16 protein-coding genes and 1 pseudogene are annotated in these 20,330 nt (G+C 57.0%); 8 read left to right on the forward strand and 9 right to left on the reverse strand.

Going from position 1 to position 20,330, the window contains the following annotated elements; genetic code table 11:
• Positions 1-36 precede the first annotated feature (36 nt).
• Complete coding sequence (locus tag CFII68_RS24125; RefSeq protein ID WP_018601171.1) at positions 37-1,203, forward strand: MFS transporter; 1,167 nt, start codon at positions 37-39, stop codon at positions 1,201-1,203.
• A 64-nt stretch (positions 1,204-1,267) separates the two neighbouring features.
• Here the strand turns inward: CFII68_RS24125 and CFII68_RS24120 are convergent.
• Positions 1,268-1,540 (reverse strand): annotated as a pseudogene (locus CFII68_RS24120) (LysR family transcriptional regulator); the annotation flags it as partial.
• 743 nt (positions 1,541-2,283) lie between these two features.
• Positions 2,284-2,628 (reverse strand): cupin domain-containing protein, encoded by a 345-nt coding sequence (locus tag CFII68_RS24115; RefSeq protein ID WP_018601175.1) that lies wholly within the window; start codon positions 2,626-2,628, stop codon positions 2,284-2,286.
• A gap of 199 nt (positions 2,629-2,827) precedes the next feature.
• Here CFII68_RS24115 and CFII68_RS24110 point away from each other — a divergent pair, with 199 nt between their 5' ends.
• Entirely contained in the window at positions 2,828-3,271 is a 444-nt protein-coding gene (locus CFII68_RS24110) for a GNAT family acetyltransferase (protein WP_018601177.1), read from the forward strand.
• A 157-nt stretch (positions 3,272-3,428) separates the two neighbouring features.
• Positions 3,429-5,597, forward strand: coding sequence for a TonB-dependent siderophore receptor (locus tag CFII68_RS24105; protein ID WP_018601180.1), 2,169 nt, complete (start codon positions 3,429-3,431; stop codon positions 5,595-5,597).
• A gap of 109 nt (positions 5,598-5,706) precedes the next feature.
• Here CFII68_RS24105 and CFII68_RS24100 read toward each other — a convergent pair whose 3' ends face one another.
• The 4 genes from CFII68_RS24100 to CFII68_RS24085 are packed head-to-tail and all read right to left on the reverse strand — an operon-like array spanning position 5,707 to position 9,766.
• A complete protein-coding gene (locus CFII68_RS24100; protein ID WP_018601181.1) occupies positions 5,707-6,111 on the reverse strand; it encodes a thioesterase family protein in 405 nt (134 codons plus the stop codon).
• A gap of 54 nt (positions 6,112-6,165) precedes the next feature.
• Entirely contained in the window at positions 6,166-7,251 is a 1,086-nt protein-coding gene (locus tag CFII68_RS24095) for an aromatic ring-hydroxylating dioxygenase subunit alpha (RefSeq protein ID WP_084483635.1), read from the reverse strand.
• On the reverse strand, positions 7,236-8,837 hold the full coding sequence (locus CFII68_RS24090; protein WP_018601185.1) for a GH3 auxin-responsive promoter family protein: 1,602 nt from the start codon (positions 8,835-8,837) through the stop codon (positions 7,236-7,238). The genes CFII68_RS24095 and CFII68_RS24090 overlap by 16 nt, the downstream gene beginning before the upstream one ends.
• A complete protein-coding gene (locus CFII68_RS24085) occupies positions 8,837-9,766 on the reverse strand; it encodes a fatty acid desaturase (protein WP_018601187.1) in 930 nt (309 codons plus the stop codon). The genes CFII68_RS24090 and CFII68_RS24085 overlap by 1 nt, the downstream gene beginning before the upstream one ends.
• Positions 9,767-9,855: 89 nt before the next feature.
• On the opposite strand from CFII68_RS24085, the gene CFII68_RS24080 reads away from it, so the two are divergent.
• Together CFII68_RS24080 and CFII68_RS24075 are read left to right on the forward strand one after the other, a co-directional pair.
• The gene (locus CFII68_RS24080) at positions 9,856-10,734 is read left to right on the forward strand and encodes a metal-dependent hydrolase (RefSeq protein ID WP_033062368.1); all 879 of its coding nucleotides are present in this window, start codon (positions 9,856-9,858) and stop codon (positions 10,732-10,734) included.
• Between the two features lie 167 nt (positions 10,735-10,901).
• On the forward strand, positions 10,902-11,657 hold the full coding sequence (locus CFII68_RS24075; protein ID WP_018601191.1) for a hypothetical protein: 756 nt from the start codon (positions 10,902-10,904) through the stop codon (positions 11,655-11,657).
• Here CFII68_RS24075 and CFII68_RS24070 read toward each other — a convergent pair.
• On the reverse strand, positions 11,645-12,760 hold the full coding sequence (locus CFII68_RS24070) for a hypothetical protein (RefSeq protein ID WP_018601192.1): 1,116 nt from the start codon (positions 12,758-12,760) through the stop codon (positions 11,645-11,647). The two genes, CFII68_RS24075 and CFII68_RS24070, sit on opposite strands and share 13 nt — an antisense overlap.
• Complete coding sequence (locus CFII68_RS24065; RefSeq protein ID WP_033062376.1) at positions 12,754-13,419, reverse strand: hypothetical protein; 666 nt, start codon at positions 13,417-13,419, stop codon at positions 12,754-12,756. Before CFII68_RS24065 ends, CFII68_RS24070 begins: the two co-directional genes overlap by 7 nt.
• Positions 13,420-13,590: 171 nt before the next feature.
• Here CFII68_RS24065 and CFII68_RS24060 point away from each other — a divergent pair, with 171 nt between their 5' ends.
• From CFII68_RS24060 to CFII68_RS24050, 3 genes are all read left to right on the forward strand, one after another.
• Positions 13,591-15,051 carry a fatty acid desaturase gene (locus CFII68_RS24060; RefSeq protein ID WP_033062377.1) on the forward strand — a complete coding sequence of 487 codons (1,461 nt, stop codon included), beginning with the start codon at positions 13,591-13,593 and terminating at the stop codon, positions 15,049-15,051.
• Positions 15,052-15,216: 165 nt separating this feature from the next.
• Entirely contained in the window at positions 15,217-15,468 is a 252-nt protein-coding gene (locus CFII68_RS24055) for a hypothetical protein (RefSeq protein WP_018601197.1), read from the forward strand.
• A 617-nt stretch (positions 15,469-16,085) separates the two neighbouring features.
• The gene (locus CFII68_RS24050; protein ID WP_018601201.1) at positions 16,086-17,474 is read left to right on the forward strand and encodes a surface-adhesin E family protein; all 1,389 of its coding nucleotides are present in this window, start codon (positions 16,086-16,088) and stop codon (positions 17,472-17,474) included.
• Between the two features lie 60 nt (positions 17,475-17,534).
• Here the strand turns inward: CFII68_RS24050 and CFII68_RS26280 are convergent, their stop codons facing one another.
• Positions 17,535-20,204, reverse strand: a complete 2,670-nt coding sequence (locus tag CFII68_RS26280; protein WP_177325030.1) for an EAL domain-containing protein — start codon at positions 20,202-20,204, stop codon at positions 17,535-17,537.
• Between the last annotated feature and the right edge of the window lie 126 nt (positions 20,205-20,330).

Consider the following 20,330-nt stretch of genomic DNA (forward strand, 5'->3'; position numbering starts at 1 on the left):
GATCGTAGCATTGGCGGCATAGATAAGGAGCCTTCCATGCGTATCAATCCACCACTTGTCGCACTCGCCATTGGTGCCTTTGGCATCGGCGTTACCGAGTTCGCCCCCATGGGCATGTTGCCGGGCATCGCTGCGGATCTCGGCGTTTCCATTCCCGCTGCGGGTCTGTTGGTCAGCGCTTACGCCCTGGGCGTGCTGCTTGGCGCGCCGCTGATGACCCTGACCACCGGCAGGATTCCACGGCGCTATCTGCTGATCGGGCTCATGGCGATTTTCACCCTGGGTAATCTGATGTCAGCCTTGGCGACCGATTACTACAGCCTCATGGTCGCCAGGGTGGTGACCTCACTGAACCACGGTGCGTTCTTTGGCGTTGGCTCGATCGTCGCCGCCAGCGTGGTCGCCCCAGAGAAGCGTGCCGGGGCGGTGGCGGCCATGTTCATGGGCCTGACCCTGGCGACCATCGGCGGTGTGCCGCTGGCCGCCTGGTTTGGTGAACTGTTCGGCTGGCGCACCGCTTTCTGGGGCATTACCGGCCTCGGCGTGGCGACCATGGCCGCGTTGTGGTTCGCCCTGCCCAACCTGCCGGCGCCGCAAGGCGCCGGTGTGCTGGCTGAAATTCGGGTACTGGGCCGTGGTCCGGTGCTGGGGGCGTTGGCCCTGACCGTCGTCGGCTCGGGTGCCATGTTTACCGTCTTCACCTACATCGCACCGATCCTCAGCAGCGAGACCCACGCGTCCACCGCCTACATCACGGCCATGCTGGTGCTGTTCGGTGTGGGATTGACGCTGGGCAACATGTGGGGCGGCAAGGCCGCCGACCGCTCGATAGACCGCACCCTGATCATTTCGCTGAGCGTGCTGATTCTTGTCTTGCTGGCGTTCACCGTACTGATGCGTTGGCCACTGCCGGCCGCCGTGGCCATCCTGATATGGGGTATCGCCAGCTTCGCCCTGGTGCCGCCGCTGCAGATGCGCGTCATGGAGGCTGCCAAGGACGCGCCCAACCTGGCCTCCGCGGTGAACATCGGCGCCTTCAACCTCGGCAACGCGATTGGTGCGGCGCTCGGGGGTGCGGTGATCAATGCGGGGTTGGGGTATCCGGCGATTTCCCTGGCCGGAGCGGCAATGGCGGGGTTGGGGCTGCTGATGGTGTTGGCTTTTGCCTGGCGTTCCAGAGCGATTGCGGCTGCGGTGGTGTGAGGATGATGTGAGGGGGGCTGTTAGTCGCCATTGAGGCGCTCAAGCAGCCCCTTTGAAATGACAATCAAGCCCTGCGCTTGGCGCAATACTCCAGCATGAGCTGAGTGACCGCTGCCACAATCGTCTGATCCGCATCGGGCGAGGTGAACAGCCGACATTGGGCATCCGGCAAATCCGGCAACCCATGTTCGACCCCAATGACCGCCAATCCTTGCCCCAACTGACTCAGTGGCATGGGCGCTACCGCGAAGCCTGCCAAGGCCGACGCCCGTAACCCGGCCGTGCTGCTGCACAACATCACTGTGCGTTGGGCGATCCCCGCCTGCGCCAGCCTTGTCGACGGATTTACTTTCGCTTCTATACGATAGATCTGTCTCCTTTTAGCTATAACGTCAACGCTCCTCAATTTTGTTATGCGACAGTAGTGTGATCGATAGGGTGACAATCATGATACTCATCAGATTTGTATGTACTCGCGCTCTGACCTTCTTGGTCTTGTTGTTCGGACTTGGCTTGGGATGTGTGTCATTTTCTCAGGCTTCAGCGTATGAAAACTGCCCTCCTGAGATGAGTAACCGAGCAGGGTCTTTGCTAGTTGATGCGCGCGGAGATTGGTCATCCCTTTTTAAGCATCAGAGAGTCTTCGCCTCTTGTGATGATGGTGAGCTTGGCGAGGGCTACTCTGACGCCGTGACGAACCTCTTCGCCCAAAGATGGGATCAGCTCGGTACATTTGTGGCACTGGCAAAAACACACCCTGACTTTCAAAACTGGGCGATACGACATATCGATGCAACTGCCTCAGATGATGACCTGAATAGAATCATATTAAATTCCAATACATGCACTAATAATGCAGCAGTGGAAAAACTTTGCAGATTTATTCGGCAGAGCGCTGCAAATGCCTTGATGGAATCCGCACGGATGCGACGATAAAACTTGAGGATAGGCTCTACACCTATGTCAGCGGCAATCCGTCAAGTTACAAAGATCCGCAAGCAATGAAAAAAACGGACAGATTTACTTAAAGCAAAAAACAAATGATCCGCCCCCTTTCCGATTCAAATAAAGTCAATGAACTTACCCTTGCCTGACAATATCAACCGAGATCTCCACCGCCGCAATCGTGCCTCTGTTCTCAAGCCAGTGCGTGGTGTTCCTGTCCTCGGGCCAGCCCACTCCCGGCCCGTAATCCGTGGCGACGCCATTTCGATGGTCGGTGATCGTGCCTTGCAGGATGTAGACGGTGCCTGGTCTGTCGACATGGTTGTGGATCGGCCCGAAGACGCCTCCAGGCTCGAGGGTCACCCTGCGCATCCTGAGTTGGCGCCCTGCCATACCCTCGATCTCAGGCCCCAGATCAATCGTTGACAGTAACGTCACCGTCACCCCTTTCGTCTCAGGCGCCACCTGTTCGTTGCTCATCGCGCGCTCCCAACTTTACCTACAGGGCCTAACTGGAAGTAAAGACCCTGAAAGGCGTGATCAGTCGGAAGGCGACAAAGGGTAAAAACGTATCCCTGCTTTGAAGTCCGCCTCGTTACGAGAGTCCGCCAAAAGAAGACAATGGACAGCACCCTCGACGGGGAGATAGCGTCAGCCCTTTCAATTCGGGAGTTGCGCCATGGATGCCATTGCCCATTATTCAAACGAACACCATCGGCTTTCCGTCATGCAACTGTGGGAAACCGTATTCGGTTACGAAACCGCCCATAACACGCCCAGCCTTGCTATCGACAAGAAGCTGGCCGTATCCGATGGCCTCTTTTTTGTTGCTCTGGCTGGAGATGAAGTTGTCGGAACCGTTCTAGCGGGATACGACGGCCATCGGGGATGGCTGTACTCGGTGGCGGTGCATCCTGCGCATCGTAGAAAAGGTTTAGGGGCAAACCTCGTCCGTCATACTGAGGGCGCGTTGACTGCCCGAGGGTGCATGAAGATCAACCTGCAGATTGTCAGCGCAAATGAGAACGTCAAAACGTTCTATGAGTCGCTGGGCTACTCGGTCGAGCCACGCATCAGCATGGGGAAGAAAATCGAATCGAATATCGTGACGCCTGGAGGATAGTCCTGCAGGAGTGCCCACTAGGGCTCCAGCGTATATTCGCCCCCTACAACCCACTACGCATCACCTACTCCAACCGCAACAAACTTTATCACTCAGATGAATCCTGTGATACTTAATGCGAATCACTCTCACAAGCATTAGTATCTAAGGACTGTTCATGTCGACTTGTGCCACCCCACCGCGTCACTTCAACCCTGCCCGCAATCTTCTGGCCATGGCTATCTGCATGATCTCCATGGCCCCCGCCTACGCCGATGACAACAGCACCACCCCACCCGCCACCCTGGAACTAGACGCAACCGAGGTCTCCGGGAGTGGCCAACTGGGGAGTACCACGGAAGGCACCGAGTCCTACACCACCGGCGCGATGTCGACCGCGACCAAACTCCCGCTGACGATGCGTGAAACCCCACAAGCCGTCACCGTCATTACGCGCCAGCGCATGGATGACCAGGCGATGACCGACATCAACGACGTGGTCAAGGCGACGCCCGGTTTGTTCCTGGACTTCTCCTCGGGTCCTGGCCGGCAGACCTACAAGGCCCGCGGTTTTGAAATCGACAACCTGATGTATGACGGCATCCCGAGTGGCTACGACGGCGTTAACGTCGGTTCCCAGCCTAACTTGGCGATGTTTGATCGGGTCGAGGTGGTGCGCGGTGCCACCGGCCTGGTGACGGGTGCAGGCAATCCTTCGGCCGCCATCAACCTGATCCGCAAGCGACCATTGGCCGAGCAGCGAGTCACCCTGACCGGTGCCGCCGGCAGTTGGGACGACTACCGTGGCGAGGTCGATGCCTCCAGCCCGCTCAACGACAGTGGCACGTTGCGCGGCCGGGTCGTGACCTCTTACCAGGACGCCAACAGCTTCATCGACAATGTCGAGGAGGATCATGGCCTGTTCTATGCGGTCACCGAAGCGGACTTGAACGAAGACACCACCCTGACCCTGGGGTTTTCCCACCAGAAGGACAAGACCAACTACTTCTGGGGCTCTTCGATGATCGGCCAGGACGGCCATCATCTGGACCTGCCACGTTCCTACAATCCGGGCACGGATTGGGAGAACAAGGATCAGGAGATCAACACCGTATTCGCCGAAGTTCGTCATCGCCTGGCCAATGACTGGAACCTTCAGGTCAACGCCAACTACACCGAACAGAACGCGTTGTTCTCCGGCTCTTATCAATCGCGCTGGGACAACAACACCCTGGCCCGCACGGTTTACCAGGCCGACTTCGATGAAAACCAGGCCGGCGTAGACGCCTTTGCCAGTGGGCCCTTCGAGGCGTTCGGGCGCAGCCATGAACTGGTGGTGGGCGCCAGCAAGCGCATCTACGACATGACCACCCACAACTACAGCCCGTACGACATGAACTGGCCGATCAATGGGGGTAAACCGAACTTCGTCCACACCAACAACCAGCGCGAAGTGACCACCCAGGATGGCGTCTACCTCACCACACGCCTGAGCCTGGCCGACCCGTTGAAGTTGATCCTCGGCGGACGCCTGGACTGGTACGACTACGATAACCGGGATGGCGACACCGACTACAAGGTCACCCGTAACCTCACCCGTTACGCCGGCTTGATCTACGACCTGGACGACCACCACTCGGTCTACGTCAGCTACAGCGATATCTTCACGCCGCAGCGCGAAAAGGATACCTCGGGTAGCCCGGTCAAGCCGATCGTTGGCAAGAACTATGAGGTCGGCATCAAGGGCGAATATTTTGATGGCGCGCTGAACGCGAGCGTGGCGCTGTTCCGCGTCGATCAAGAGAACCGCGCGGTGAAGATACCCCCGGCAGACTGCCCACAGGCAGAATGCTACGAAGCCTCCGGCGAGATTCGCAGCCAAGGTATCGACTTCGAACTGCAGGGCGCCTTGACCGAAAACTGGCAAGTCGGCGGTGGCTACACCTACGCGCGAACACACACCATCAAGGATGCCGCCAACCCGCAGAACGTAAACAAGCAGTTCGACACCGACACACCGGAGCATCTGTTCAAGCTGACCACCAGCTACCACTTCCAGGGCCCGCTGGAAAAACTGCGTGTGGGCGGTAACGTCTCCTGGCAGAGCCGCCTGTACAACGACATCCCGCTGGCTGATGGCAGCAAGTACCGCCTCGAACAGGGCAGCTACGCGATCACCGACCTGATGGCCGGCTACCGGGTCAGCCAGAACCTGGATTTGCAGGTCAACGCCAACAACATCTTCGACCGCCAGTACTACTCGACCATCGCCAACTCCGTGAGCTACGGCGGTGACGCCTACGGCAGCCCACGCAATATGCTGCTGACCGCCAAGTACAGTTTCTAAGAAGAGCGGATTTGTCTGGTCTTGAACCAGGTTCATGCCTGTTTCAGGGCCAGAGCCAGCACATGAAACATGTCTCTGTCTCTGCCCAGACGAGCGTCTTTCCAGCAGGCTATGAAAGAAGCGCTCTCAGTTGTGCTGGAACGGCGACCACCTCTTTGGTTTCCGGCGAGACACATACATGAGTGACATTCGCCACAAAAGATAAGGGCCCATCAACAACAAACCCTTCGACCAGAAACGTGAACGAATGGACGCCCACCTTCGCCACACTGACTTTGATAGATAACTCATCATCCCAGGTCAAAGGCACCAGAAACTCCATGGACATGGCGCGTACCGGCGGCAATATTTCAAAGCCCATGAGTGTCCTAAGCCCGGGCGTGCCCAGCCACTTATCAAGTGCTACGTAGATGGCCTCTACTGAAAAATACGAAAATCGCGGCGTGTACACCACGCCTGCCGGATCACAGTCGCCAAATAAAATAGTTCTACTGACGAAAACCGCATGAGGCATTGGTCTCTTTCCCTTTAGTTATTCGAGCCTTGGTAGGTATTTTTGTCGCCGCCATCAAAGCTCAAACCGTATCCGGCTCTCACGACGCTGTGCCGGTGGCAAATCCTCGCCTAGCCTGACCGCCGCCAGTAGCTGCTCGACACCGACATGTATGGCATCCGCTTGCACATTGGACGGCTTGAAGTCCGGTGCGTTATCAAGGCCTTGGCGGTGTGCTTGAATGATCTTCACGTCTTGGCGAATGACGATGCGGGTGTACAGATGGATGAACGGACGCAACGTCCGCAGTACCCAGCGGGGTAACCGGAAGCGGTAGGCGATGTAGGTATAGACGCGCGACTGACGTGAATCGATTGGCGTAATTTGACTGATGATCAAAAAAGCCGAACGCTCGCCCCACTGGTAGTCGCAACGCGTGACGTTGGGCGCAAAAAAACGATCCGTGTGAACCAGCGGTTCGCCGTCGGGATTACTCAGCCAGTTCATGACACCAATCTTGTCCCCGTCATCGTGATAGGTCACTTCAATGCTCCGCGCTTTACACGCGAGCGTGGCGTCCATCGAACGACCTGTGCTGGATCTGAAGATGCCCTCGTGCACGAATACGGTATGCGGCACGTCCATGAAGTTCTGCACCAGGCTGCCTACGTCGGCCTCAAAGGTGTTGATCATGAAATAGCTCTGCCAGCGCTGGTCAGCGTAAGCCGGCAGCCTGAACACAGGCTTGGCCTGCGGGTCACCTGCACCGGTGTATACCCAGATCAAGCCATCACGTTCCTGCACGGCAAAATGACGCTGTTTGTACCGATACTCGCCTGATGGCGATGAGCACTGTTTATCGCCGACACTGGGGATATGAACCACGTGCCCTTGAGCATCGTAGCGCCAACCATGGTAGGGACAGACGAGGCAGTTATCGGAAATCTTGCCGGCGGACAATCGGGTTCCCCGATGCACGCATTGGTCCAGCAACGCCGCTACCTGCCCATCACCCTGACGAAAAAGCACCAGGTTCAGTCCGAGGATTTTGGCCCGGTAAGGTGTGTTCTTGCGCAGCTCTTTCTGCGCGCACGCCACATACCATTGTTCGAGGGTTCCATCGCAAGGCGTCTCGAAGGTGGTATTTAAAGATGCCGACATGAGCTTTCCGTTAGCGCGAGAATGGCATCGGCTGTCTCGAGCCGATTGATAAGTGGGCGCGGCTTGACGTCACCGGCGCGGATACCGCTTAACTCCGCCGCCTGTTGCAGTACTTGAGCCAGCAGATCAGCGCTGCCTTTGAGCAGGCGAACCCGAAGAGGCCCCAACTGCCCAAGCCTGCGTGCCTGGTTGTAATGAAAGGCGTTGGACAGCTCCGACTCGACCGCCAGCGCCAATGCGCCTGCGTCCAGGTCTTCAGGTGTCGCCACCAGCGCGAGGTAATGCGGTGGCATGGCCGAAGCATTGGGGATCAGGCAAGCAGCCCCTGCCGTGGTGAGGCAACGGTCAAATATGCTCTGCACGATGTGCTCATCAAGCTTTTCTCCGACCAGATCACTGGTCACCGTAGTACGCCCCACAAACTCTACACGCGGAGTAGCCCCCAGCATTCCGACGACTCGGACCCGGTCCCCCAATGCGTAGCGATACAAGCCGCCACCGGTTGTCAGCAAGACTTGCGCGCTTTCGCCCATGCGCAGGGAGTGGGCATTGCGCAGCGAACCGTCTTCGCAGAGAAACTCGAGATAATGGCTGCCAATCGCCAACGGACACCCCGCCCCGTCACCAAATGGCACGCTCACCACACCTTCGGTGGCAAAAAGACCTTTGGGTAACCATTGCGCCTGAGGGAAGCGCCCCGCCAATTGCCTGTAGTAGTTGCGGCTGGGGCCATCCATCCAGCAACTGACGGCTGCCAGCCGTGGCCATAACTCGGTGCAGACACCTTGGGATCGCGCGCGACGCAACGCAGACCTGCGGGCGGCGGGAAGCGCATCGCCCAGCCATGCAAACGTCTGCTCATGCTCAGCGGTTTCGCCATCGAAAATTGGCTGTAACAGACTGGTCAAGAACGTAGGGCTCCAGACACTGATAAAACTCAAATCAGCGTCTGCCACCAACGCCAGGAGGGTCTGTCTACGCCAGTTGGACAGATCGCCGGCGAACTCTGGAATCAACAACGTCCCGGCCAACCCGGCAATGTTGCTGCCCCTCAAGTACTCCAGGTCACTGGCTGAACCAACGGCAATACCATTAGGGCCAGGCACCGGCACTTGCAAGGGAGGTGACATTGACCAGTAGCCTGAGCCATGGCTGATCCCGGGGACTTGACGGTGCATATCCGCGAGCCAGACGCCTAAAGCGCTGTGCATTTCAGAGAGAAAGTCGCGTGTATAAGGAATCGCTTTGTGCAGCGCACTGCTACCGCTTGTACGTTCAAAGAACAGTGGCGGGCGGGACGTCAAAATCGGTTCCGATTCCTGTTGGGCTCGCTGTATCCAGGGATGCAGTTGCGCGTAAGCGTGAATCGGGACGTTGTCGCGAAACTGCGTTGAATCAGCGATACGCGCAAAGTGGTGGGCACGCCCGAACGCACAATCACTGTTGGTCTTTAGCAATCGCTGCAATAGGCGTTCTTGCGTCAGTTCTGGTTGCTCAAGTTGCTCGTGCCACCGATCAAGCGTGGGCTGGGCACTGTCTATGAAACGTTTCCACAGCGCGCGTTTGCCGCCATTGTTGGCACTCATCAAAAGTAGGTCTTGTCGAGTTGCGTCACGTCATCCGGTAAACGCTGGGGCGGCAAGAAAACCGTTAGCCAGCCAAACCACAATGGCCGGGTTTCCTTCAGGTTCGAGGCCCGGTGCATCTGCTGCCAATGCAGTCCTGATTGGCGATGATGGGTGAGGTTGTAGTTAAAATTCAAAAATGCCCAACGGACCAGGCGCGGCGCCCTCATGTTGTAGGCCCCCTCCACCACGTCCAAGGGTGTGCGCATGTGGTAGACCCACTGCAGCGAAGACCAGGAAAAAGCAAAGGCGATGTAGGTCACCAGGACGACAGGCCACTTCCATCCCAACACTGTCCCGGCCGATAACCACACCGCGACACTGGCGATCACTTCCAGCCGGATACGGCTGAAATCGCTTTTTGAAAAGTCCTTGAAGGCCGCCGCATACGTATTGACCTCTGCGGTTTGCGACCACCGGTCAGTGATACGTGCCGGCAGCAACGGCAACAAAAGACTGCCGATAAATGCTGCGAACCAGATCCCCCCCAGAATCGCGAAATAGTATTCGACGCGCTTGCGCAGCAACGACTCGTCTGCGCTGGCAAAATCAGCCAGCTCTGCTCGGGTGCGATTACGCGTGTGGTGCCCAAGATGGTTGATATGGATGAGCGTGGCCGATGCACCAAACAGGGTTGAAGCCCACCACATGACGAAGTAATTCAACTTTTTTTGACTATGGGCCAGCCCATGAAAGGCCTCGTGCATCATCGAAAAGACGCCTTGCATGACCAGGCAAAAAGGCATCAGCACAAGCCACTTGGGCCAACCCGCATCCGTGTGTGACAACCAGGTCAGCGTCGCCCCCCAAACCAATGTCTGCAGCATCAGTACACACAGATTGGCCACGTCGTAACGACTAGAGGATGAAATGTCACCGGAACTGCGCATTAAGAGGCCCCATGGAAAGTCGGATATCCATTTACACGATCAGTGACAAAAGAGATAGCCTATAGTTTTTCAGGGCCGCACCCGCTGATATGTCGTATCTCAAAGGCCTCTTGTCCTGGTGCTCGGCGGCAAAACCACCTGCCGCAAAAATTCTCCGCCGCAACGTACGCTTTGCTCTCGATGAGGGTGTTCCCCGTTATTGGTACCGTGACTGGCCTCACGTAACGCGTTTTTTTGATGGCCTGTCGATCATGTTTCCACTCGGCGAAAAGCTGTTCATTGATAGCGTCACGCACTTTCGTACCGAGATAGAAACCGATCTTTCGCTGTGCAACGCGGTTGAAGCGTTTGTTTATCAAGAGGCGTCGCATATCCGTGAGCACAGGCTGTATAACCAGCTACTCGCGGCACAAGGCGCGCCCGTTGAGGCACTGGAAAAACTGCTGCTGCGCCGACAAGAGGTTGGCAATCGATTTACGCCAGCGACTCGTCTGGCCATGACCGCCAGCCTGGAGCATTTCACGGCCATTCTCTCTGATCAGCTTTTGCGAAATCCCGCTGTTCTCAACGGTGCCGATTCGAGGATGGCCATGCTCTGGCGTTGGCATGCCATAGAAGAAACCGAACACAAGGCCGTCGCCTACGACGTGTTGTGCCTGGTTGTGCGCAATCCACTTTGGCGATACCTGATGCGATGCGGGGTCATGCTGATAATGACCGCGTACTTCGCCGTCGATGTGCTGTATTTCATTTACCAACTTGCAGGGACTGATGGGCAACGCCGTAACTGGCGAGGGTGGGCGCGCTTGCAATGGTGGTTGTTTGTGAATCCTGGCCCGCTGACCCGTGCATTTCCGAGCTGGCTGGCGTGGTTCATTCCTGGTTTTCACCCCGATAAGCTCGACAACAGTGAAGCCTTGGAAGCGGCCCGCCGAAGACTGGATGAATTCGCTGAGCCCAAGCCATGAGGCCACCCGTGCCGGGAAAAAAAACCTGGATACCAGAAGGCTTTGACGATTGGCCACTTCACTTTCCAGCAACGCAATGGGCGAGGCCTGCTGCACACCTTGATTGGACAGAGCAATTTATCGCGTGCTGGCATGCCCCCGTGCCACGTCTTCCTCGAAGTACGTTGGTGGTGCTGGTTGCCGGGCTGTTTTCCGAATGGTTGCCACGTTGTTTTCAAGATTGCGCCCAGACGTTACGGCGCTCGAACTATCAGGTTCTGCGCATGCCCGTGCGCTCTTCGCGTGGGGTGATGGCTCAAGGAACGTCTATCGACAAGGTACTGACTGCCGAACTCAAGCCAGGCCAGCGATTTGTTGTATTGGCGCACAGCAAGGGGGGGCTCGATGCGCTGGCAGCCCTCCTACAGAACAGCGTCTTGAGTGAGGCGTGCGACGGCGTGGCGTTGGTGCAACCGCCGGCAGGCCCGTCGACGGTCATGGATGAGGTGCTGGGTTGCAGCACGTGGCAACCGACCCAACGATATCCTCTGGATCGCCTTCGTCGAGTGTTTGCAAAAATGCCGTGGGTGGCCGATGGCGCACGAGACATCAGCCGCCTGCGCGACCCGCACATTGCTCACATGCTCAATCATCTGGGCCCTGACCTGCATTGCGCGCATGTCGTCAGTTGGAGCTGCGCGCCCAGCTCTGGTTTTGACACGCATCACGCACGCCTCAATGCACGGCGACCCGGCTGGGCCCATGACGGTCAGTTTTACCTCGACCATCAGCGACTCGAGGGCATGCCGCAGATTTGCCTGCCGCACCTCGATCACGGCCAACCTGTTTTGGGCGGCGGTGGATTTGATGCGACCCGTTTCTGGTTGGCGCTGTTGAACGTCTTGCACGAGACCAAGCCCGGCCGGGGCAATCAGACGAGATAGATCTCAAACCCCGGAATACGCGCCGCCTCCATCGGCGCCAACGCTGACGCACTGCCGACGCAGGGCGCCGTATACAGGTCCATGGGAAGGGTGACGCTACGATAACGTTTCATGGCGGCCCAAAGCGGGTCATTGTCAAACAAGCACATTTGCATCAACGCGTACTGACCGCGAACGCGCACCCAAGCGGCATCCAGCAGCGCAGCGAAAATGTGCGGGTCTCGCTGCCGCACCTGTAGATGAGTCAGGTAGATGTCCTGCAGCGCCTCGCCAGGTGCAGCGATTGCAGGGCGCCCCAAGACTGGCGCACAGGCGTTGAAAGCCAGGCGAAGCGCCTGGTGTGACAAGGGCAGCTTTTCCAGCACCACCCGCTTGATACGCCCGGCATCCCAAGGGGCCACACAACCGAGCACATTGTTACGGGCGTCCAATGCCAGGAGAAATGACTCGATACCGAAGTCCGGCCAGGTGTCCAGGCGTCGCGAAAACTGCGCTTCACTGAAAATGCAACCAAAGGGCTGGCCTGCCGACTCGCTGTCGAGAAACGCTCGCAGTGCATCCGTATGGGCCGGCTGGGCTCGAACGATGCGGACGCTTTCCAGCGTTCTTGGCGCGCTGCTCCATCCCCGCTGACCATACACGGAGACATTGCTATAGCCACGCCAGTGCGAAAGCATCAGCGGATTGGCTCGCCGTCCCCCCAGAAGCGAGTGAGCCGCAAGCCTATTGCCACGAATGACACAGCAATAAGCGTGCTGCGCACCGGTTTCATGGGCCAACGCTTCGAGCCGCACTTTGACCTCGGCCATCCACGACTTTGACAAGCGCCGGTCGGGCACCAGTCGCAGATCCCCCAGATAGGCCACCGGCTCGATACCGCCATTAAGGTAGCCATCGCGGACCACCAGGCTGGCGATGCCTTTCAGTTCGCCCACCTCGCTTTCCGCTATCCAGGTTCGATGGTCCATGGCGTGACAACGATGCAGCGCGAAATAGTCCGGCCCACGGTCAAACCGCATCGGCAAGCCACCCTGCATCGCCCGCTGCGCCTGAAAGTCGAGTAATTTCAGGTTGTCCGCGGCGCTTGCCTGGCGGATCAGCATGGCGATGGTTGAGCGGCAGCAAACAAGCGCAGCACCATCGGCCGTAAATTATTGGGGTGCAGCTCGCACAAACAGACCAACTCATCACCCGATGCGTAAAAAGGATTTCTTTCCAGAAAATACAATACGTTTGCCAGACGCAGGTGAGGCGCAGGAACCTGTGCCAATTCCGTGCTCAGCCGACCTTGTGGAACCTTGAAGGACAGGACACCCGTTTTCGGATCATAGGCCTCACCAAAACGATCGATCGCCAAGTGGTCCATCAGCGCCTGGACGCCAGAATCCGTCACTGCCCCGGCTCGGGGTGAATAGTTCAACGCCATGGCGTCTAGATAACGGTAGGTTCGGTGCCCCTTGCAGATCAGCAACCAATAGAGAGGGATTTCAGACTGCTCCTGCCAGATCTCCCCCGCCAGTCGCATCCAGGCGAAGGCCAGTTGCTGGCTTCCCCAGTGTTCACGATCAATGATGGTATCGCCCGAAAAAATCACCCTGATCGGTTTGCCGGCCCAGGTTTTTTCATAAAGTTTGAGCGTGGTGAATCCGACGATTACTTCACCCGCATCCCGTAATACGATGCAGTGGGTTTTTTCCTGGAAATCCTGATCAAACCTTGCTCGCGAGGTGTCGTCGTAGGACGCAGCATAAATCTCGAACATCCGATCAATGTCATTCAGATGCAGATGGGCGCATTCAACGGAGGTTGCACTCAAACTCATGGAGACCTTCAGCATCGCAAGCAAGGGGGGACGGATATTGGCCAGATCAATCGGCCAATGCAACGTAGACTTCCATTCATCGCCCTCCTCGTTTACCCAGGCGCCTTGATCATGTCATCCACTGTCGCACACCATCCTGTCAATGCCTCAAGGGTGACCCGCCCCGTTAGTTGGCTGCTGGCCTACACCGTTGTGACGGGGGTCCTGTATTTTCTCGTCACGCACTTCCCGATGGGGCCGGTACGGGTTATTCAGCCCAGCGGTATCGATGCACATATTGCGCAACTGCCCTACACACTCCCCTTGTACCTTAGCTATCTATTGATCATGCCCGCGCTCGTGTTTCTCGGGCGTCGCTGCGACTGGCTGTTACCGGTTTTTTTTGCCGGGGCCCTGGCCTCTGGAACCTGCTTGGTGAGCCACCTGTTCTGGCCAACCCTTATTGAGCGCCCGGATAGCCCGTCGCAGTGGCTGACATGGTTCTACAGCATTGACTCACCGCTAGCGGCGTCACCCAGCGGACATGTGGCATTGCCGGTGGCCATCAGCGTTGTGCTGGGTTATCTGCGTGTCCGCCAGGTATGGATCTTCGCGCTGTGGAGCCTGATGCTGGCAATCACCGTGTTGACGACAGGCCAGCATGTACTGCTCGATGTGGTCTATGGAGCAGCCATTGGCGCAGCAGCGGGTTTGACAACCATCGCGCTGAGTCGCCTCAAGGTGGATTTGCGCACCCTGGCGGCCATCCTGCTTGAATGGTTGTGCATCATCGTGACGTTGCGCATTGCGCTGTATGTCTCGGACTGGCGTTTCTGTTGCCTGGCGTTTGTCATCATTGCCGCGCGCCAACATGCCCTGTTCATTCTGTACCACGACGCGACTCACTATCACCTGACGCGTCATCGCGGTATCAATGACTTTTTGATCAACGTGGCCATCGGTGTTCCGGGTACGGTGCCCATTGAATTCTATCGGCCACTGCACCTCGAGCATCATCAGCACACGGGATCAACGAAAGATCCGGAGCGGCGCTTTCTTTATCACCAGCAGCCGTGGAACTTCCGACCACTGTCCGGGAAATTATTGCTCAGGCAATTGCTGGGGGATCTGTTCATCATCAATACGCTGCGCAATCTGCGCGCCTACAGAGAGGCAGGCGGGGCATCACCGAAGATGACCCGGCCGATCGCCGCTGCGGGGATTATCTGGCTCACTCTCTTATCTTTCATCGCCTGGCAAACCAGCGCCCAGACCATGATGCTTATCGTGCTGTTATGGTTTTTGCCACTCGCCACCCTGGGAACGCTGCTACAGAAAATCCGTAGCATCGCCGAACACAGTGGCGGGCCTGATGTAACCCCAGGCTGGCAGCAATGGACTTACGCATGGAAAGTGGGGTGTGTCGGAAGGTTTTTCATTTGGCCTTATCACATCAATCTGCATCTGCATCATCATCGCAGCGCCAACCATCCATGGCATGCTCTTCCAGGCCTGCTGAGTGCCGACGAGCGTCTAATGGACTCGCGTACGCTGCTTTCCCTGCTCTGGTCTGGGTCGAAGCAAAAGAGCTGATTCAACCCTCTTTCGGTTGTTTAATGCTCGGTGTCGCGTTTCGGACTTCCCACGCGAACATAGCGGTGCAACAGCAGCCTGATCAGCACTTGCGCCCCTTCTCATGGTCTACCGCAAGCCACCAATGGCACCACCTGCACACATCCACCCCAGAGACACTCTCACATGAAAATGGCTGCCATGTTTGTACTCACCTGGATTGGCTTCACCTCAGCAGGTGCATTTGCCGGTGATCGGAACCAGGACTATCGAGAGGCAAACAGGCGCCACTGGGAACACCAGCGGGAAATGAATAGAGCAGAAGACAGGAAACACCGCGAGCGCCATGAGGAGAGGGAGCGGGACGAGCGCAAGCATTATGAAGAAATGGAGCGGGAAGAGGCCAGGCGTAGGGCGCAGTACTATCAGGAGCGGTAGAAAGCCTCCCCTCAGGGTCAAACCACAATTTGATAACCGTGGCCTGCCCCTGATTTTCACAGGCATATCACCTTGAACTCTTTGACGAAGGACCCTACCGGCTTTCTCTGGACGGGGTGAAATGCACCTTTTCTAAACCCGCAAGCACACATCAGCATCCAAAGCTGTACACACTATCAGCAGACGGTAAACTCCTTTACGTAGGCATAGCGTCACAACCTATGTCATCACGCCTTTCATTTGGCTTCCGGGCGAAAGGCAAAGGCGGTTATCACGGGTACAAGTGGAAAAATCTGAGACACAGGTTGGCTCTGAGCATATGGACTGCCGAACATGAAGGAGCGCCCACGACTCTAAGAGATTTGGAGACCGTTGAGGCTGAAGTCGCATTTCTCTGCAGGCAGCAATCGGGTCAATGGCCGGAATTCCAGCACGAAATCCACTTCTACCCTTCGTTTTGCGTCCATAGGGAAGCAGCCCAGGAGATTTACGCCCATGCCATCCTGCGAAGCTCCTGACGCGAACGTCCGTTGAGCCCTCGCGTCCCCCCTTAATAGCCGTGATCTGCCCCGATCTTCCCCACCCCGCCTCCCTCAATGGACTTACCGGAGACATCTGTGCAACGCCCTACTCTTCTCATCGCCTCAGTACTGCTAACCGCCTGCGCCAGCCAACAGCCACCGGCCGATAAGCAAGCCACCCTGCTCGCTCAGCCGTTGACGCCCAACAGCCTGATGCGCGAAGGCGACGTCATCAACTTCCAGGTGTTCGCCCCCCGCGAACCGAACTTACCCTTCTGGCAAACGGTTCAGTTTTCGGCGGCCTGCTCCAGGCCCCAGGTCAACCTGGTTTACTCGTTCATGCTCCGCCGCTCCTACGCCAACAATAGCGGCCGCTATGCCCCGCCAACAGCGTTGCCCGAGCGTTATCACGCCACGCTGATGAACAACCGGGAGTTCACCCAAGCGTGTAAAAATCTCCCTGCTCCGGATTGGCGCCAGGTGATGAAGGGGGACGCTGAACGGTGGCTGTTGCTGGATAACAGCAGCGTGCGCAAAAGCGGTAAACAGGTGCAATTCTGGATGGCGTACGACGAGCCGCAGACCCGCCTGAACCCGCTGAGTAACTCTCCTTTCACGCAGACCCGCGAGCAGTACACGCTGGACTGCGCAGCGCGAAACGTCACGCTGTTGGCCCGTTATTACCTCAATGCCAATAACGAGGTCACTGACGGGAAAATCGAGATGTTTCCCGAGGCCAAGGCGATGACAGCGGCCGACCAGGATCAGTTGAAGGTGTTTGAACTCGTGTGCAACGCGCCAACGACCATTGCCACTCTGCCGACGTTCAAGTCACGTACCAAAGCACCGATTGCGGCGGATGCCCTGCCCGACATCAACCCCGGAGTGTTGAGGAGCATTGAGCAACTGCACATGCCGGCCCCGGCCAAAACGCTGACTTACATTGAGTTGTCAGGCACCGCCAGTCATTCCCAAGAGAGTTGGCCGGAGCGTACTGAGTATTTTCTGTCCACTGACCCTGTGACCGGGCAGCTGCGCATTGTTCACAAAAGCGAAAACCTCAATGGCCGCCAGATCAACTGGCGCGGCCTGATCAGGCTATCAGGCACAGAGCAGGCCACGCACTCCGAGAACACCGAGGTGGTCGACAGCCTGAGTTTCCGTGGCGATTGGCAGCGTATGCCTGTGGGCGGTCAACTGGGCTTCACCCGCCAGGGCAGCCTCACCAGCAATCTGATCGGCACCGTGGGCAAGGAACCGAAAACCTTCGACTGCACCGTCGACAGTGAAGGGCCAGCCAAACGACTGAACCCAGCCTTGAGCGGTAACGCCAAGGCGTTGAGCTGCCGTGAACAGCGCCCAAGCTCAACAGTCGTGCCGCTGAAGCACTATTACTACTTGGTTGACTATGGGTTCTTCTATCACGCCAGTACTGACAAAAATGACTCGGTATCCATCGACATGCATGTGCAGAGCGTGAAGTGAGTGAAGGTCTGCGGGACCGGCTTTCGCCGGTTCCGCGGAAAATCGGGCGGACGGTCCCCCTCACACAGTCCAACCGTTCCTGTATTCACGAATGAACGTAGCCAGTTGTTCTTCCTGCATCGGCTTGGCAATGAGGTATCCCTGCACTTCATCACATTCCAACTGTTGCAAGCATACAAGCGTTGCTTCGTCTTCGACGCCTTCGGCGATCGTGCGAAGGTTAAGTGCGTGAGCCATCTGGATGATTGCACGCACGATTGTCTTGTCATTGGTGTTCTGACACAGGTCGCGCACGAAGGCCTGGTCAATCTTCAACTTGTCGACGTCAAAGCGCTGGAGATAAGCCAAGCTGGAGTAACCGGTGCCGAAATCGTCCACGGACACCATCACGCCAAGCTGCTTAAGACGCTGGACGGTGTTAAGCACTTGTTCGGTGTTACGAATGAGCACCGACTCCGTAAGTTCAAGTTCGAGAAAGTTGGGATCAAACCCAGACTCGATCAAAGCACGTCGGATCGTCCCTTCAACGTCGCTGTGACTGAATTGCACGGCCGACAGGTTTAACGCAATTCGTACAGGTGCAATACCCGCTTCGCGCCACACTTGCCCCTGCCGGCAGCATTCGCTTATGACCCATTCGCCGATGGGCACGATAAGACCACTTTGCTCGGCGATCTGAATAAACTGCCCAGGGAGCACCAACCCTTGCTCGGGATGCCGCCAGCGCAGCAACGCTTCGACCCCCTGTACAAGACCACTTTGAAGGTCAATTTGCGGTTGATAATGTAATTCGAATTCACCCTTTGCCAGGGCCCTGCGCAATCCAACCTCCGTACGAAGGCTGGCCGTCGCTTCGCGGTCAAGCCCATCGTCGAAAAAACGACACGAGCCTCGACCGTCATCTTTCGCACGAGACATCGCGGCGGCGGCTTTGCGTAAAATCGTCTCGAAATCCTCACCATCCTCCGGATACAGGGCTACCCCCATCGTCGCAGACGTATAAATTTCCTCACCCTGGATATTCATGACGCAGGACACGCTGGACTTGAGCTCATGCAGAACCGCCTGAATTTGCGCCAGGCCATCCATACCGATCAGCAGCAGGAGGAACTCATCGCCACCCTGGCGACTTACCGTGTCGGAGTCACGTACACATTCTGTCAGGCGCTTGGCTACGACTCGGAGCACGGCGTCACCTGCAGCATGTCCAAGCGACTCGTTGATGGTCTTGAAGTTGTTCAGGTTGAGCATGACGAATACCAACCTGGGACATTGGTCCCCTCCCGATCCTTTGGCATGTTCAAAGCGGTCGCGCAACAGCGACCAGTTCGGCAGACCGGTCAACGCGTCCCTTGAGGCGAGGTACTCCACCTTTGCTTCAGCGTCCTTGCGCCGAGTGATGTCCATCGCCAGCGTCAGGTAACCGGTGACCACACCACTTGCGTCACGCAGCGGCGCCTGTGTAGCGCTGATATTGACGGGATGCCGGTCCCGGTGTGAACGGGTTATTTCCCGGTCTACCACGGTTTCACCCGCGAACGTCTTATGGCGGGGAAAGGCGATTTCCGCGGCCATGTCGGGAAGCAGGTTCTCTAGCGTTTGCCCCACGAGTGCGTCGGCGGGCCATCCCAGCAGTTTCTCCGCGGCCTCATTTACCAAGGTGATAACGCCTTCAATGTCACGCGTCACGACAGCAATAGGCGACTCATCAATAATGACTTGGTTAAACCGATGCTCAGCGTCCCTGACCTGATAGGCAGCTTGCTCGGCGTTCATGGCGTCGAGTTGCCTACACCACGCCCGGTAGGTCAGATACCACAACAGCAAGGTAAACAAAGTAAATAGCGCAACGGAGCCAACGATCATGCGCCGCTCGGCAACCCAGGGGGCGAGATACGCTTCAAGCCCGACCCCCACCAGAATGCAAATCGGCTGCGTCTCCATGCAGCGATACCCATAAGAGCGCAATACGCCATCTTGCGGCGCGACATTGACGAAGGTTCCAGACAGCCGGGAAATTCGTCGAGCAACAAACATTGGAGCATCTTTGCGAACGATTAGAGGTTCTCCCGGGGCAATGATCCCTTCGGGGTAGCGCGTAATAAACCTCAAACTCTGGTCATTAAAGATGGCGAAAATATCCGTTGAACCGTTGGAAAGCGTCGCAAAGCGTTCGTTTAGCGAACTGATTGGAAGGACAAGCGTCACAATGCCGGCAAACTCGCCTTGCGGTGTGTGGATGGCTCTGGCAAAGACAATGTCCCATGTTTTGCTTATACGGCCCAAAACCGGATGGCTGATGACCATGCCCTTTTTAGGATCATCACGTAATTGCTGAAAGTACTCACGGTCGGTAACAAAAATATGGGATTCCCCACTGGCACCGAAGACAATCTCGCCGACGGCGTTCACCACTCGCATACCTGACATCGATGGAAGCACGAAGAGGTGTTGGCTCAAGACCGGTTCGACGAGCTCAGGACGCAGTTCTCCGAATGTCTCCTGGCGCTCGATTTCATGAGCCACTGCGCTCAGCGTACGGTCGATACTCTCAAGTCGGCCATTAAAGTCTGAATGGAGCAGCAGCGACAGGTTGTCTGCCTGAATGGAGGCCTTCGCCTCGAACTGCTTGCGAGTTACATCCAGCCATCTCCATGCGCCAGCCCATACGATCAAGTCGAGAAATAACAGACCCAGTATTAGCAGTACACCGGCACGATTTATGCTCAAGATCATCCCCACTGCCCGTTGATTTATCATTGTTCACCGGACTGATTCGCCTCGCTCGATAAAACAAACCAGGTCATCTCCGGTCAGCAATCACCCAAACAAAAACACTCCGTGCAAAGTGGCACG

It is taken from the genome of Pseudomonas sp. CFII68, assembly GCF_000416195.1.
In the GTDB taxonomy this organism is placed as follows: Bacteria; Pseudomonadota; Gammaproteobacteria; order Pseudomonadales; family Pseudomonadaceae; genus Aquipseudomonas; species Aquipseudomonas kilonensis.

Excerpts from the sequence above, each read along its gene's own strand:
- CFII68_RS24125 (WP_018601171.1), top strand. The coding sequence starts at position 37 with ATGCGTATCAATCCACCACTTGTCGCACTCGCCATTGGTGCCTTTGGC.
- CFII68_RS24115 (WP_018601175.1), bottom strand. The coding sequence starts at position 2,628 with ATGAGCAACGAACAGGTGGCGCCTGAGACGAAAGGGGTGACGGTGACG.
- CFII68_RS24110 (WP_018601177.1), top strand. The coding sequence starts at position 2,828 with ATGGATGCCATTGCCCATTATTCAAACGAACACCATCGGCTTTCCGTC.
- CFII68_RS24105 (WP_018601180.1), top strand. The coding sequence starts at position 3,429 with ATGTCGACTTGTGCCACCCCACCGCGTCACTTCAACCCTGCCCGCAAT.
- CFII68_RS24100 (WP_018601181.1), bottom strand. The coding sequence starts at position 6,111 with ATGCCTCATGCGGTTTTCGTCAGTAGAACTATTTTATTTGGCGACTGT.
- CFII68_RS24095 (WP_084483635.1), bottom strand. The coding sequence starts at position 7,251 with ATGTCGGCATCTTTAAATACCACCTTCGAGACGCCTTGCGATGGAACC.
- CFII68_RS24090 (WP_018601185.1), bottom strand. The coding sequence starts at position 8,837 with ATGAGTGCCAACAATGGCGGCAAACGCGCGCTGTGGAAACGTTTCATA.
- CFII68_RS24085 (WP_018601187.1), bottom strand. The coding sequence starts at position 9,766 with ATGCGCAGTTCCGGTGACATTTCATCCTCTAGTCGTTACGACGTGGCC.
- CFII68_RS24080 (WP_033062368.1), top strand. The coding sequence starts at position 9,856 with ATGTCGTATCTCAAAGGCCTCTTGTCCTGGTGCTCGGCGGCAAAACCA.
- CFII68_RS24070 (WP_018601192.1), bottom strand. The coding sequence starts at position 12,760 with ATGCTGATCCGCCAGGCAAGCGCCGCGGACAACCTGAAATTACTCGAC.
- CFII68_RS24065 (WP_033062376.1), bottom strand. The coding sequence starts at position 13,419 with ATGTTCGAGATTTATGCTGCGTCCTACGACGACACCTCGCGAGCAAGG.
- CFII68_RS24060 (WP_033062377.1), top strand. The coding sequence starts at position 13,591 with ATGTCATCCACTGTCGCACACCATCCTGTCAATGCCTCAAGGGTGACC.
- CFII68_RS24055 (WP_018601197.1), top strand. The coding sequence starts at position 15,217 with ATGAAAATGGCTGCCATGTTTGTACTCACCTGGATTGGCTTCACCTCA.